Below are 14,725 nucleotides of genomic sequence, written 5' to 3'. Positions count from 1 at the left end.
TCTTGAGGCTAGAGCCTTGAACCTCTTCCACGTCCTAAGGACGTGGTTCTTATGTGTAATAGAATTTATGCAGAGCTGGGCACTTTTTTATTAAATGGGTCTAATCGCTTTTATTAAAAATTACCAGCCTGTTTGTTTGTAGTTGAGTTTTCCATCGCTTTAGTATCTAGCCAGTTCAGTAACTCAGACCATTGTTCCTGATCTTTTACATTTCGGCTTTTGCTTAGTTCGTGTATACCTAATCCGTGCTCATGTGCGAATACGTAGTTTTGTGCATCATTAAGGCTAGCTACAAAGGGAATCCCTAATCGGTCTAAAAATTTACACAGTGCGCGGTAGGCAACCGTATTGGTCTTCACTCTATTGGCCACAATACCAATATTGCTCATTTTTAATCCATTCTGTTTCGCCCCGCCCTGAATCAATATTTTCTCAATAAAGTGAGCGCAGGCATGGATATCAATCGGTGACGGTAACACCGGCATCAAAAGTGTATCAGTATTTTTAACCAATGCTTTTAGCGTTGCATCATCTAAGGCAACACCAGCCGGTGAATCTATAATGGCAATTTGCGAATCGGAAGGCGCTTGTTGTTGATTAGAATTTACCGGAGACATTTTGTTATTGCCGGCAACAAAACCGTATATTGGCGGCCTATTTTCGTTACGGCGACTTAACCAATTTGCGCTTGAACCTTGCGGGTCAAAATCGAACAAACAGGTTGAATAGCCTTTCGCCGCATAATATGCAGCTAAATTAGTCGCGATAGTCGTTTTACCGCAACCACCTTTTGAATTCATCAAAGTGATTTTATGCATCTCTCTCGCGTGCTCAATTGTTATATTTTATTTAATCACTAAGGTGATTTTAATTATTTTGTAGGTGATGGTCTAAACATCACCTCGGGGTTTGGATACTTGGAATTCTATAGGATGTTGTGAAATGAAGAAACACTTTGAGGTAAATACGATCAACATTCAATCGTAAACATTTAAAACGACACCCCCCTACTTTGGTGCACTTTCTTATCAAATGGGGTCTTTGTGCTTCAAACACTAAAGCTTTGTAGATCAGATAAACGCAGTGCAATCCGACCTACTGGGCTACTTGATAGGGTGAGAACGTAACGTTTTAGGATTACCCAATTACAAAAATTCAGGCTTCAAGCATTTGTGATATTTCAATGAATTTAGGGTGATCGCGAATGAGATCCAGATCAGAGTCATTTTCTATCCATTCTTTTGAAACATATCCAGCGCCAATGGCGAACTCAAAGTATTTGATGGCATCCTCAATATTACCCATCAATGAGCTGAGACAAGCAGCATTGTAATATACAGACGGCTCGTCCGGATCAATGGTCAGTGATTTTCCCATCCAATTTACAGCCTCTTCCTTTTCACCCGCCCTGATAAGCACTTGTGCCCCGAGATACAGTGCACGCGAATCACCAGGATTCAATAGAAGATGATTTTTTACCACCTTTATGCAACGCTTAATTTCTTTCTCACGTTTTTCCGATTCGTTTAAATCATCATAAGCGGCGACTAAAAATACCGATGATTCATAGTCATCAGGTCTTGTTTTGGATGCTGCTTCAAATAAATGGACGGCTTTCGATAGTTTGCCTTGCGCGCGGCTGGCACGTGCGTACTGATAATTTGCAACAAAAAGATTGGGGTTGATTTGTAGCGCTTTATCAAATTCCTGTTCCGCTTCCAGGTACTCACTATTTTGGGACAAAGCGACACCGCGTGATGAATGTGATTCTGCCAAATCGGGATCGAGCTGGAGGGCTTTCTGACTTAAATCGAGTGCTTTTTGTAGCGTCGATTTATTCCTCTCAAAATACATATAATACTGTGCATAACTATCTGCAAGACCAGAATAAGCCAATGCATAGCTATTATCCATCTCAATAGCCTGAGTAAACAATTGAATAGCATAATTGGTGGTATTTCTGTGAATCCTATGCAAATAGGAGCGGCCTTTAATGTAATAATCGTAGGCCTTAACATTCTGGGTTTTGGCTTTTTCTATTTTATGACGATCTTTGGTACTTAACTCAATTTCCAGAGATTCAACGATACTTTTTGAAATTTCATTTTGGATCGCAAATACATCTTCTAGCTCACGGTCATAACGATCTGACCAAAGATGAAAACCATCCGTCACATTAATCAGCTGCGCTGTGATACGCAATTGATTGCCTGCTTTCCTGACACTACCCTCGACAATTGTATCAACACTCAATTGCAAACCGATATCACGAATGTCCTGATTTTTATCTTTGTAGGCGAAACTTGAGGTTCGTGCAACCACCCGAATATCTTTCAATTGCGTGAGGTCGTTGAGGATATCCTCCGTAATGCCATCGCAAAAATATTCCTGTTCAGGATCATTGCTCATATTCACAAACGGAAGCACGGCAACAGAAGGTCTTGTGTCTTGTGACTGGGCTTGAGAATAGCCTTGTCTATTCTGCTCGGTCAAACTGAGTTCGCACGTAGCCTTGTACACTTTGATTGGCTCAACGACATTTTTAAATGATTTCTCGCCGAGATACTCAACCTCAATGCCTGTTTTGTTTTTGACATCATTGTAGACCGCACCAGAAATATTGATACTGCCTTCTTCAGCGAGGTCTTGCAGTCGTGAAGCCACATTTACGCCGTCGCCAAGGACAGCACTGTTTTCAAAAATGACTTCGCCTTGATGAATGCCAACACGCAGTCCTATACCGGCATTTATTGCTTCTCTCTGGATTTCGCACGCGCAGCGAACAGCATCGGTTGGAGTAGAAAAGCTGGCAAGAATTCCATCTCCCATTTCATTGAGCCATTCTCCATGGTACTTATTGACAAAAGAACGATGAAATTTCCGGTTTTTATCCAGAATTTTTATAGCATTATCTTCATCAATACCCATAAGAGAGGTAAAGCCGACAATGTCGGTGAACATGATTGCAGCTAGTCTACGAATTTTGGCCATATATGCTAAGTATCTAAATTAAAACGAAGATGTAATTCCTAATATAAACGAATATTGCATTTTATGTAGTTATATCGATTATATGCGGGAATCGCCAGTACCCTTATTAAGAAACCTCTGATCAAGTCCAATAATACTTAATTATATATGCAAAGCGGATTAGTTGAAGCACTAACAATAAACATTGTGGATAAAACAAAACCGTAGAATCAAATCATTCATTGGTTGATAGTCTTACATCCAAATCAGGCTAATAGATGATTAATAGGTCCCCCCCCTACTTTTACGCACTTTTTCGATTTATGTTTATTTCCCTCTTATATCTGAATATCTGATAGAGGGTCTTGGATATAGTGATTAGCTAAACTCGTAATATAATAATAAGGTTCGTAGAAATAAATTAATCAAACGAGTCTTAGTATGAGTTTAATCAGAATTGCAGCATTTTCAGATGGTGATATCGGAGGCAACCCAGCTGGTGTCCATATCAGTGATGAACACCCTTCAACTGCGGAAATGCAAAAAATTGCAGCTGAAGTTGGTTACTCCGAAACTGTATTCGCCAAACCACTATTAAAAGATAGTTCCGAAGGCTGGCGAGTTCGCTATTTTTCACCTGAATCTGAAGTCCCCTTTTGTGGACATGCGACCATCGCACTCGGCGCGGCATTAGCGATGCAAAATGGCGTAGGTATATATCCGTTACAACTCAATGAAACCAATATCACTGTCGAAGGGTTCGTGGACGGCGACACTAATTCCGTTGTAGACACTAATTCCGTTGTAGACACTAATTCCGTTGTAGACACTTATTCCGTTGTAGACACTTATTCCGTTGTAGACACTTATTCCGTTGTAGACACTTATTCCGTTGTAGACACTTATTCAGCCGCATTGCAATCGCCAACTACACGCTCAGAACCCGCTGATCCAGCAATGATCAACGAGGCTTTAGCATTATTTGGTTACACCCAAGAAGACCTTGATTCAAAGATACCACCGGCATTTGCCAATGGCGGGGCAAACCATTTAATTATCGGATTGAATTCCCGAGAAGCGTTAAGTGCAATGGATTATGATTTGGATGCTGGACGAATCTTTATGAACAAAAAAGGTTTGGTAACGGTAATGTTCGCGTATGCAGAAACACCTCAAACATTTCATACACGAAATCCTTTCGCTTCAGGCGGTGTCTTTGAAGATCCCGCCACAGGTGCCGCAACTGCTGCGTTTGCAGGTTACTTACGAGATTTAAAATGGCCAGACTATATTAAAAATAAGATTGAAAACAAGGGCGAAATTAATATTATCCAAGGTGAAGATATGGGCGCTCGTTCCTTAATTCGCGCAGAGTTTACAGAACAGATTGGATCTTCCATTCGAGTATCGGGCGCAACCAGAATAATGTAGATCAAATTCACACCCCCCTACTTTTATGTGGTTTTTCACTCAATAATAATGAAAACCACACCCTTCGGGCCGTCGTCGCAGAGCTCCAACGTTGTCTCACTGCGTTCGGCTAGGGCGGTTTTTCTTTGTTAATCTCACTGTTCCAAATATATCGATATATCGATACATGTAGCCTAGATAAGCGATAGCGTCATCTGGGTTTCGTGAGTTAACTATCAATATTAGCAGCTGACTAACCTGGTGCCACTAATCATGCGTTAGATGGCGCAAGCTTATCTAACCTACGTATGCGGGTTAACGCATTAAGGAAGCATGATTTTCTACTTCTTCTCATTGTGTAAGGCTACCAACAAGGCTTTATAGGCTTCAACCGGATTGGCTCCTCGACGAGCTACCCGCTTATCAAAAACCATCGTTGGAATACTGTGAACGCCTAAATCTTTCCAGTATTTTTCATCATTTTTAACACGCTTTATTGCTTCAGCATCATCAAGCCTTGCTATTCCTTCGACTGCATCTAATCCCACTTCTTTCAGAATTGAAGATAAAACGTCCCTATTACCAATATTTTTTTTCTCGCTAAAATAGGATTCCTGCAGTCTTACTTTCAGTTCCGTTTGCTTATTAAAGGCTTTCGCATAATCAAGTAAAACATGAGCATGAAACGTATTAGGTTTTTTCATCTCTTCGTAGTAATTGAATGTAAAGCCAGAATCTTCACCTGTTTTTGCAACCGATGATCTTTTTTGTTTTAGCTCCTCGGGAGAGAGTCTTAATTTGTCCATTAAATATTGATCGGCATTAATTCCTTCTTGCGGCATATCAGGGTTAAGCTGAAAAGGATGCCAATGAATATCGACTTTATCCTGAAATTCTAACTCATCAATAGCCTGGCTGAGTCTCTTATAACCAACCGCACACCAAGGACACACAACATCAGAGACAATATCAATTCTGATTTTATCTTCAGACTTAATCTCAACTGCATTTTCTGTTTGAGCCGCCAAGGCATTAGCACTGATAAAACTTATTTTTAAAATCATTATTAATATCAGTAGTTTATTTATTTTTCTTAACATGCATATTTTCCTGTAAATTCGCTTTATTCAATACCCTATAAAAGCATCATAAACTTCATAAAACATCTATGGCCCAATTGTATGCTTAGTATAAGCGGTTCAGATTGATTACTTTTGATCTTTACAAAATCTTTACATAAGTGCCACTTGAAATGGTCTAGATACCAAAGAAGGTGAGAGCCATTTCCTAAATGAAATGCCGAGGGAAGTTGAAGCAACGTGCTGAGTCTTCTAGCCTCCTTAAAATAACTTCTTATAGGTCACCCCCCTACTTTGGGGCGTTTTTTTAATATTAATTTTATTAGTGTTGTCGAATCGCGTTCTTTATCTGACCTAATGCGCTTGTACACACTTTTTAATCGAGTAAGCAATTATTATCATCTCGATTAATGAAGAAATATGTAAAATATTCTAGAATCATTTTTTCTGTGAACTACGAGTTAAACATGTCAATTGACCCTCTTTTACTAAAACGTGCCGATTCCAAATGCGAATTCTGTGGCTCTGAAGAAGAGTTAGCTACTTATGACATCCCACCGATTACGTTAAAGAGCCTGGATAAATCTCTCTTGGTTTGCTCAAGCTGTTTAGATCAAATCGAACACCCTGAAAAAATGCAGCCTAATCACTGGCGTTGTTTGAATGACACCATGTGGTCTGAAATACCCGCGATTCAAGCGATGAGTTGGCGCATGCTAGACCGCCTTAGAGATGAAGGCTGGCCAAATGATTTATTAGAAATGCTCTATATTGAAGATGATGTAAAGAAATGGGCAATGTCTGGCCTTAGAGCAGTTGATGGACCGACCCTAGACAGCAATGGCGTGGCATTTGCCGTAGGCGACACAGCCATTATGATCAAAGATGTTTTTATCACAGGTGCTAATTTCACCGCAAAACGAGGCATGGTCGTAAAGAATATCGCATTAACAGATACCAATCGAAGCATCGAAGGAAACCTCAACGGCACACGAGTCGTTCTAGGCGCTAAAACGCTAAAGAAAGTATAAACCACTACACCCCCCTACTTTGGGGCACTTTTTTCTAGTTAAAGATGTAGCCTAGATAAGCGACAGCGTCATCTGGGTTTTGAGAGTTAAGTATCAAGAGTATTACAGGCTAACTAGGTGCCAATAACCATGCGTTAGATGGCGCAAGCTTATCTAACCTACGTATGCGGGTTATCGCGTTACGTGTGCGGGTTAGCGCGTTGGGGATTCAGGCGATATCTGATCGTTTTGACAGATAACTTAGTTAGGTAAAAGTCACCCCCCTACTTATGGGCACTTTTTTATTAAATGGAGTTTTAATTCAAAAATGACCTGTAGCTCGGATAAACGTAGTGCCATCCGACATGAGCATGTGCAATTGGAAAGAAATGTGGGATGACGTTCCTTATCCGACCTAGCCCTGGTTACCGCGTTTTGACATCAATTATTCACGTGAAATAATGTAAACAAACATAACTTTTTTGATCAAAATAAAGGAGCCTAACAATAGACTCCTTTATTTCTACTTATCGAAATAAGCTTAGCTGACCAGGATATGTTCTGCAGTGTTCACACACTCGTTCCCATCTACCTAATCGAAACCTTAGATACGAAGAAACATGTACAGCCCTGGGAAATCTACAAATTTTCATTGCAAAGTCCTCTTCTCGTAGAACGAATTAGACAAACCAACCGTACATGCTATATACTTTAAAGCGCCAACTAAGAAAGTAATATGTTTGGAATGGTGGATTTTGGTACGTTCTGTTTACCTTTTCACTTTCCTATTATCTTTACTTCCTATAAATGCCCCTTTTATGAAGGGGCATTTTTATAAGTCCCTCTCTTACTAATGCGTCTCGTGCTATTTTCGAAGAAGCTCCTGAGACCCCAAACTTTTGTTCTATTTCATACATAGATATCTCTGAACTTATTTCCCTGATGTCTATCAATAACTCTTGAGCAAACTTATTAGCCTGCCACTCAGAATCTTCAAAAGTTTTATGATCCCGTGTTGAGCTTCTAGCATATGCAGTTTCTTTTCTATGCAGCATAAAATGTCCCATTTCATGAGCAATGGTAAAACGACCGAAACCATCACCTTTCACTGCTTTATCATATACATCTTCCCTTATTTTTATTAAGCCTTTTTTAGGGTAAGAAAGTCCATACTCATTAGCCATTTCCTCAACTGCCACTATTTCCAACTCAATAATCCCTTTCTGATGTAAAAGTTCAACTACCTTAACAATAGGAAAGTAACTCTTTTTTATTTTTAGTACATCCTTGAAACCTTGAGATATAGCTCTTATATTCTTAGTAGTTCTAGGTTTTACTTTAAAGCCTTTATTAGCCATATAACTTCCTTATCGATTCAACTTCCTTATCGATTCAATATTTCCCAAAAATCAGACTTATCATCCTCTGATAAATCACCTATTTTCCTTGCAAAAGCACCGACTAAAGCTCTCTCATCATCAACAGAATTACTGAGATCTATCTTGACTGAGACAGGTGAATCTAATGCAGCCTGCTTTAGCTCTTCAATCTTTTCGTTACTAAGAGAAAAGTACTCAGTTACCTTATAAATCAAATCATCAGTGATTTTCTTTTTTCCATTTTCAACGGAAGAAAGATAAGCACTAGAAAAACCTATACTTTGAGCCATTTCACCTAAAACTACATCTTTATCAATTCTTAACTTACGAAGCATTTTTCCAAATAAAGTAATCATTATTATCTCCTTGCTACTCTCCCCTCATTTTTGCTGTCTTTGAACAAACAACAAAACTCATCTTATTATTATGGTTATATATTAACACCTAAATATGGGTCTGTCAATAAACCTATTATTGGTTAATAAACTAAAAAAGACTAAAAAAAAGGGACGCAAATTGCGTCCCTTTTTAGGTAGATACTAAAATGTATCCGACAGATATTTCAAGCAGGATTTTTGCTCAAGATCAAGGCGGGGATTTGGCTACAAGACCGAAGCGTACTTGAGTACGTGAGGGTTTGTAGTCAAATGCCCAACGCCGAGATTGAGCAAAAAGACTATTGAAATTTACATCATGCCGCCCATTCCACCCATACCACCCATATCCGGCATACCGCCGCCAGCTCCGCCTTCTTCTGGCTTATCCGCTACCATTGCTTCGGTAGTGATGATTAGGCCAGATACAGATGCTGCGTTTTGTAGTGCTGTACGCGTTACTTTAGTTGGATCAAGGATACCCATTTCGATCATGTCGCCGTACTCGCTAGTACGTGCATTGTAGCCGAAGCTTCCTGCGCCGTTCTTTACTGCGTTTAGTACAACTGATGCTTCATCGCCTGCGTTTGTACAGATTTGACGAAGTGGCTCTTCCATTGCACGAAGTAGGATTTTGATACCCATATCCTGGTCGTGGTTGTCGCCTGAAAGATCAGAGATTTCCTGTAGTGCGCGAACTAGTGCTACACCACCGCCAGCTACTACGCCTTCTTCAACTGCTGCGCGTGTTGCGTGAAGTGCATCTTCAACGCGAGCTTTCTTTTCTTTCATTTCTACTTCTGTTGCTGCGCCAACTTTGATTACAGCAACGCCGCCAGCAAGTTTAGCTACACGCTCTTGAAGTTTCTCACGATCGTAGTCTGAAGTTGTTGTTTCCATCTGTGCACGGATTTGATCAACACGTCCTTTAATGTCTTCACCAGAACCTGCGCCATCAACGATGATTGTGTTTTCTTTGTCTACTACGATACGCTTTGCAGAACCAAGATCTTCAACTGTAATAGCTTCTAGAGATAGGCCAACTTCTTCTGAGATTACTTTGCCGCCTGTTAGGATTGCAAGGTCTTCTAGCATTGCTTTACGACGATCGCCGAAACCAGGTGCTTTAACAGCTGTTACTTTAACGATGCCGCGCATATTGTTTACAACTAATGTTGCTAATGCTTCGCCTTCGATGTCTTCTGCTACGATAAGTAGTGGACGACCTGCTTTTGCAGCGCCTTCTAGTGTAGGAAGTAAGTCACGGATGTTTGTGATTTTCTTGTCATGTAGAAGAACTAATGGCTCTTCTAACTCAGCAGACATGTTTTGCTGGTTTGTCACGAAGTAAGGAGATAGGTAACCGCGATCGAACTGCATACCTTCTACAACGTCTAGTTCGTTTTCTAGTGCTGTGCCTTCTTCTACTGTGATTACGCCTTCTTTGCCAACTTTGTCCATTGACTCAGCAATGATGCCACCGATGTTTTCATCAGAGTTTGCAGAGATTGTTCCAACCTGTGCGATTGCATCGTTGTCTGCACATGGCTTTGACATTTCTTGTAGCTTTGCTACTGCTGCCTTAGTTGCCTGGTCGATACCACGCTTAAGGTCCATTGGGTTCATGCCTGCAGCTACTGACTTCATGCCTTCGCGAACGATTGCTTGTGCCAATACTGTTGCTGTTGTTGTACCGTCACCAGCGATGTCAGATGTTTGTGATGAAACTTCTTTCACCATCTGTGCGCCCATGTTCTGGAATTTGTTTTCTAACTCGATTTCTTTCGCTACTGATACACCATCTTTAGTGATCGTTGGAGCACCAAATGATTTATCTAGTACGACGTTACGTCCTTTTGGACCTAATGTAACTTTTACTGCGTTTGCGAGAACGTTTACGCCTTCAACCATAAGTGATCGTGCGTCATCTCCAAATAGTACTTCTTTAGCCATGATATTTACCTTATTTTGTGTAACTACTTAGTTAATCTAAATAATATTTAAATAGATTTAAGTGCAATCTAAGCAGTTAGGTTAATTCTGTTTGAAAAGCTCGAAAGCTTTTTTTTAATATTAAATAATGATTTAGCGGGAAGCTTTATTAAGCTACAACACCTAGGATGTCTTCTTCTTTCATCATTATTAAGTCTTCACCTTCAACTTTTACGGCTTGACCTGAGTATTGACCGAACAAAACTTTGTCGCCAACTTTTACGTCCATTGCGCGAACGTCACCAGAATCTGTGATTCTGCCGTTACCAGCTGCAATGATTTCGCCTGTGTTTGGTTTTTCTCCGTTTGCGCTATCTGGAATGATGATTCCACCAGCAGACACTTTTTCTTCTTCAGTCGGACGTACTAAAACACGGTCGTGTAGAGGACGAATAGTCATGTGTAACTCCTTTAAATGTAAATTTTAATTAAATTTATGTAATGTTTAATTTGGCTCATCGAGTATGCATTAGCACTCTCGATCAGGGACTGCTAATGATAGGGTCAGTTTTTAGTATTTCAAGGGAAATTTGTGAATTATTTGCTTAATTATCTCTATCAGGCTTTTTTTCATTGCTGATGACGATGGTTTCTTGATGGATTTCTCCGTCTTTTACGACGGTATATTCACCTTCTACAATATCAGCATTAGCACCATCTGAGTCGAATGGGGAACCTGGTTGTCCATTAAAGCCTGCACCGAATCCGCCCATACTGGCAGTTACTTTCATTGCGGATCTTTTCATAATATTACTGGCAATATATTGACGACTAAAAGGCAGCAAACATAAGAAGCCAATAGTGTCGGTGACAAAACCCGGTGTCATTAATAATGCGCCACCAACGGCAAGGATGATCCCTTCGACCATTTCCTGCGCAGGAATTTTACCCTGAGACATGTTTTGCTGAAATCGTGCGAGTGTTGATAAACCCTGTTGGCGCAATAGTCCTGCACCAATAACAGCGGTTAAAACCACCAGTATGATGGTCGGTAGTGCGCCGATGACTTCGCCAACTTTTATCAGAAAGTAGATTTCTGCGATGGGAATAACTAAAAACAGAATGGCAAAAATAGTAGTCGAACGCATGGATACTCCACAATATAGAAGGGTAATTTTAATTAATACCTTTGTTTCAATATAGTTATAAAAGGCGTTACTTCAATAGTAATATCATTTAAACCTTTACGAGCCTTTTAAGAGAATTTGGATATAAGTTATGAAAACCATTGATTTAAATGAATTAAATCTTGAAGAACTGATTTTTCTTCATAGTGAATTACCCAAATATATAAATAAGGCAAGAAAGGCTGAAAAGCTTGCGTTAAAAGAACAAATGGAAGCGATGGCGGCTGAAGCCGGCTTTAGTCTGGATGAAATTGTGAATAATAAAAACAAAACGCAGATAGGATTTGTTAAAGCAAAATACAGAAACCCAGATGATTTTAATGAAACATGGAGTGGTCGTGGGAAAAAACCCAAATGGGTTCAGGACTTCATTGGAGATAAAGGGAAATTAGAGGATTTATTGATTATTCTCTAATTACTGCTGGTTCTGTTATTGGGCTAATTTGTTGCTAATATAGCTACTTAATTAATGTCACCCCCCTACTTTTAGGCATTTTTTTATTCAAATGGCAGTTGGCACCATCAAATTACCACTGAGTGCTTTCATTAATTATTAGTAACGTTGACCTTTTTGATTTTATAGATGAATAGCATTGGCGTTATAATGCAGGTTTTCCATAAGCAGTGTTACTAGTTCGCATACTTTTATTGCATCCATGACTCTGTTATAAAACGTATTAAGCTGGAATCTATGCCGGAAATTGTACTGTGAAAAACGCCGGTGATGACAAATAGAGGCAGCTACCGCTAGAAAATCGGTCTGTTTGATACTTTGATCACTATCAATGACTCATAGAGTTGGGATACCGATTACTATCCCTTTGAACAATAAATTAGATTTTTATGGGGTTGTATTTAACTCGAAAAAATCTTAAATAAACAAGATAACGCTTTTATGTTAAAGAAAATTTTTCATAGTGCATGTTCCCTAAAGTCACTAACATCAATCATATTGCTGTTTGTATCATTAAATACATATGCAGCGAATCCTGAAGATTTACTACCACCTGATGAGGCTTTTAGTCCGTCATTATCGAGTAGTTCTCCGGAAAGCTTAACGGCCACATGGAATATCGCTGACGGATACTATATGTACCGCAAGCGTTTTTCGTTTGAAAGCACAACACCCGGCATTACTTTGGGTGAGCCTACGTTTCCTAAGGGCAAAATAAAAGACGATCCGGGTTTTGGCAAAGTAGAAACCTATCGCACTAAAATTGATGTTCAAATTCCACTGATTCGTGATGCTTCTGTTTCATCTGCAACTGAGTTATCACTAAAGACTAAATCTCAGGGTTGCGCTGATATTGGTGTTTGTTATCCTCCACAAAAGAAAACGCTAGCACTAAAGCTGGCGGCTTTACCCGCTGCGGCTATCGCCAAAGCGGATGAAGCAAAGACTGAAAAAACACTTTCATTAACTGCGCCTGCAACAGATTTATTTACACCTACAGCCTCTTCTTCTATTGCGCCAATTCCTCTTTCTGACAAAGCACCCAAAGCGGGTTTAAGCCTGGCTGATGAGTTGGGTATTACCGGGATTGATGCGCCTAATGAACCACTTCATCCCGATGAAGCATTTGGCTTTGATATAACTGCTACCGACAAACAGACCTTAAATGCACGCTGGGACATTCTAAAAGGTCATTACCTTTATCAACATAAAATTAAGTTTGAAATTATTGAGCCAGCATCTGGCGTTACTTTAAATAAAATTGCTCTACCAAAAGGCAAAGAAGAACACGACCAATACTTTGGCGATATCGTTATCTATAACAAGCCATTCGATGTAAAAGTACCATTTACGGGTAGCGCGGATGAAGTTACGGTTAAAACAACCTATCAAGGTTGTTCAAAACTAACGGGCATTTGCTATCCACCACAACATAAAACACAAAAGGTAAGTCTTGCAAATGCACCAGCTGCAATTGCTTCAACGGGCTCATCTACAAACACTAATGCTGGAGATAGCAATTCCGCATCAACTGAAAATACTGTTGCAGTAAAAACGGATAACACAACGGCAGTCGCTGCAACTGACTCTCCATCACAGAAAGTTTCTGCACAAGATGGCTTTGTAAATAAACTACTTACCGATAGTTTCTTAGTGGTTCTGTTTACATTCTTCCTCGCTGGTCTTGCATTGACGTTTACGCCATGTGTTTTCCCGATGATCCCTATTCTATCTGGCATTATTGCTGGACAAGGTAGCGATAACAGCACGCGTAAATCATTCTTCTTATCGCTTTCTTATGTATTAGCAATGGCTTCAACCTATGCCATTGTCGGGGTGATTGCGGCATTGAGTGGAGAGAACCTTCAGGTTGCCTTACAAAACCCCTGGGTGATTGGCGCATTCGCAGGCTTGTTTGTTTTGCTATCGCTTGCCATGTTTGGCTTCTACGAATTACAAATGCCCGCGAGTATTCAGAGCAAGCTAACCAATATCAGTAATAGTCAATCTGGTGGCAGTATGTTGAATGCTGGCATCATGGGTTTGTTATCTGCGCTGATCGTTGGCCCATGTGTCACCGCCCCACTTATAGGCGCTTTAATTTATATCGCGCAGACTAAAGATGTGGTGTTGGGTGGATTATCATTATTTGCACTCGGCCTCGGCATGGGTGTTCCTCTTCTTATTATAGGTACTTCAGCAGGTAAGATTTTACCAAGAGCTGGCGCCTGGATGGACAAGGTTAAAGCAGGCTTCGGAATTATGATGCTGGCACTTGCGATCTGGATGCTAGAACGTGTTGTTCCAATGCCAGTTGTTGTTCTGCTTTCAGGTATTCTTGCAATCTTCACTGGTATCTACATGGGTGGTCTTGATGCACTTAATGAAGCAAGTACTGGCTGGAAACGCTTCTTTAAAGCATCTGGTTTAGTCACTCTGCTTTATGGTGCGATGCTATTAATAGGTGCAGCTAGTGGTAATGGCAGTTTAATCCAACCGTTAAAAGGAACTTTCGTTGGCGGTGGCTCACAAGTTGCAGCAGTTGAGCAAAAGCTCAACTTTAGACAAATCAAAGGCATAGAAGGTCTTGATCAGGCTTTAAGTTTAGCGAAACAACAAGGTCAGACCGTGATGCTGGATTTCTACGCTGACTGGTGTATTTCCTGTAAAGAAATGGAGCACGGCACTTTTACCGATAAGAATGTGATTGAATCGTTAAAAGATACCGTATTACTACAAGCTGATGTCACGCCAAATGATGACTTAGATAAAGCACTATTAAAGAAGTTTGGTTTATTTGGGCCTCCAGGCATTCTATTCTTCGATAAGAACAGCAAAGAAAATTTACCTTACCGTATTGTTGGCGAAATGAAGGCTGATCCTTTCAACAGTCATGTTCAGGAATTTTTAAAGACAGTCCAATAAGTCAC

Annotated in this window: 12 protein-coding genes; 4 read left to right on the top strand and 8 right to left on the bottom strand. The window is 40.1% G+C overall.

Annotated features, from left to right (window positions below):
* Positions 1 to 113: 113 nt before the first annotated feature.
* Positions 114 to 818, bottom strand: coding sequence for a ParA family protein (locus tag Q1A31_RS15275; RefSeq protein WP_299878579.1), 705 nt, complete (start codon positions 816 to 818; stop codon positions 114 to 116).
* Between the two features lie 337 nt (positions 819 to 1,155).
* Entirely contained in the window at positions 1,156 to 2,991 is a 1,836-nt protein-coding gene (locus Q1A31_RS15270; RefSeq protein WP_299878576.1) for a tetratricopeptide repeat protein, read from the bottom strand.
* Between the two features lie 420 nt (positions 2,992 to 3,411).
* Here Q1A31_RS15270 and Q1A31_RS15265 point away from each other — a divergent pair, with 420 nt between their 5' ends.
* Positions 3,412 to 4,401 (top strand): PhzF family phenazine biosynthesis protein, encoded by a 990-nt coding sequence (locus Q1A31_RS15265; protein ID WP_299878573.1) that lies wholly within the window; start codon positions 3,412 to 3,414, stop codon positions 4,399 to 4,401.
* 320 nt (positions 4,402 to 4,721) lie between these two features.
* On the opposite strand, the gene Q1A31_RS15260 is transcribed toward Q1A31_RS15265, so the two are convergent.
* Positions 4,722 to 5,480, bottom strand: coding sequence for a DsbA family protein (locus Q1A31_RS15260; protein ID WP_299878570.1), 759 nt, complete (start codon positions 5,478 to 5,480; stop codon positions 4,722 to 4,724).
* Between the two features lie 446 nt (positions 5,481 to 5,926).
* On the opposite strand from Q1A31_RS15260, the gene Q1A31_RS15255 reads away from it, so the two are divergent.
* Positions 5,927 to 6,490 carry a PhnA domain-containing protein gene (locus Q1A31_RS15255; RefSeq protein WP_299878567.1) on the top strand — a complete coding sequence of 188 codons (564 nt, stop codon included), beginning with the start codon at positions 5,927 to 5,929 and terminating at the stop codon, positions 6,488 to 6,490.
* Between the two features lie 773 nt (positions 6,491 to 7,263).
* Here the strand turns inward: Q1A31_RS15255 and Q1A31_RS15250 are convergent.
* The 5 genes from Q1A31_RS15250 to Q1A31_RS15230 all read right to left on the bottom strand — a co-directional run bounded on the left by Q1A31_RS15250 (position 7,264) and on the right by Q1A31_RS15230 (position 11,302).
* Positions 7,264 to 7,827, bottom strand: coding sequence for an ImmA/IrrE family metallo-endopeptidase (locus Q1A31_RS15250; protein WP_299878564.1), 564 nt, complete (start codon positions 7,825 to 7,827; stop codon positions 7,264 to 7,266).
* Positions 7,828 to 7,853: 26 nt separating this feature from the next.
* Positions 7,854 to 8,204 (bottom strand): helix-turn-helix domain-containing protein, encoded by a 351-nt coding sequence (locus tag Q1A31_RS15245; protein ID WP_131906072.1) that lies wholly within the window; start codon positions 8,202 to 8,204, stop codon positions 7,854 to 7,856.
* Between the two features lie 330 nt (positions 8,205 to 8,534).
* Positions 8,535 to 10,178 (bottom strand): chaperonin GroEL, encoded by a 1,644-nt coding sequence (gene groL / locus Q1A31_RS15240; protein ID WP_299878582.1) that lies wholly within the window; start codon positions 10,176 to 10,178, stop codon positions 8,535 to 8,537.
* A gap of 145 nt (positions 10,179 to 10,323) precedes the next feature.
* A complete protein-coding gene (locus tag Q1A31_RS15235) occupies positions 10,324 to 10,614 on the bottom strand; it encodes a co-chaperone GroES (RefSeq protein ID WP_299878559.1) in 291 nt (96 codons plus the stop codon).
* 145 nt (positions 10,615 to 10,759) lie between these two features.
* Positions 10,760 to 11,302 carry an FxsA family protein gene (locus Q1A31_RS15230; RefSeq protein WP_299878557.1) on the bottom strand — a complete coding sequence of 181 codons (543 nt, stop codon included), beginning with the start codon at positions 11,300 to 11,302 and terminating at the stop codon, positions 10,760 to 10,762.
* A gap of 130 nt (positions 11,303 to 11,432) precedes the next feature.
* On the opposite strand from Q1A31_RS15230, the gene Q1A31_RS15225 reads away from it, so the two are divergent.
* Positions 11,433 to 11,756: an H-NS histone family protein gene (locus Q1A31_RS15225; protein ID WP_299878554.1), complete on the top strand. Its 324-nt coding sequence runs from the start codon at positions 11,433 to 11,435 to the stop codon at positions 11,754 to 11,756.
* A 480-nt stretch (positions 11,757 to 12,236) separates the two neighbouring features.
* Positions 12,237 to 14,720, top strand: coding sequence for a protein-disulfide reductase DsbD (gene dsbD / locus Q1A31_RS15220; protein ID WP_299878551.1), 2,484 nt, complete (start codon positions 12,237 to 12,239; stop codon positions 14,718 to 14,720).
* The last annotated feature ends 5 nt before the right edge of the window (positions 14,721 to 14,725 follow it).

The sequence above is a fragment of the uncultured Cocleimonas sp. genome (assembly GCF_947495625.1).
In the GTDB taxonomy this organism is placed as follows: domain Bacteria; phylum Pseudomonadota; class Gammaproteobacteria; order Thiotrichales; family Thiotrichaceae; genus Cocleimonas.
Note: the sequence above shows the minus strand (reverse complement) of the source record. Positions and strands in the feature narration are given on the sequence as shown.

Bases quoted from the DNA above. Each gene is read 5' to 3' on its own strand.
- Q1A31_RS15275 (WP_299878579.1), bottom strand. From the start codon at position 818: ATGCATAAAATCACTTTGATGAATTCAAAAGGTGGTTGCGGTAAAACG.
- Q1A31_RS15270 (WP_299878576.1), bottom strand. From the start codon at position 2,991: ATGGCCAAAATTCGTAGACTAGCTGCAATCATGTTCACCGACATTGTC.
- Q1A31_RS15265 (WP_299878573.1), top strand. From the start codon at position 3,412: ATGAGTTTAATCAGAATTGCAGCATTTTCAGATGGTGATATCGGAGGC.
- Q1A31_RS15260 (WP_299878570.1), bottom strand. From the start codon at position 5,480: ATGTTAAGAAAAATAAATAAACTACTGATATTAATAATGATTTTAAAA.
- Q1A31_RS15255 (WP_299878567.1), top strand. From the start codon at position 5,927: ATGTCAATTGACCCTCTTTTACTAAAACGTGCCGATTCCAAATGCGAA.
- Q1A31_RS15250 (WP_299878564.1), bottom strand. From the start codon at position 7,827: ATGGCTAATAAAGGCTTTAAAGTAAAACCTAGAACTACTAAGAATATA.
- Q1A31_RS15245 (WP_131906072.1), bottom strand. From the start codon at position 8,204: ATGATTACTTTATTTGGAAAAATGCTTCGTAAGTTAAGAATTGATAAA.
- Q1A31_RS15235 (WP_299878559.1), bottom strand. From the start codon at position 10,614: ATGACTATTCGTCCTCTACACGACCGTGTTTTAGTACGTCCGACTGAA.
- Q1A31_RS15230 (WP_299878557.1), bottom strand. From the start codon at position 11,302: ATGCGTTCGACTACTATTTTTGCCATTCTGTTTTTAGTTATTCCCATC.
- Q1A31_RS15225 (WP_299878554.1), top strand. From the start codon at position 11,433: ATGAAAACCATTGATTTAAATGAATTAAATCTTGAAGAACTGATTTTT.
- dsbD (WP_299878551.1), top strand. From the start codon at position 12,237: ATGTTAAAGAAAATTTTTCATAGTGCATGTTCCCTAAAGTCACTAACA.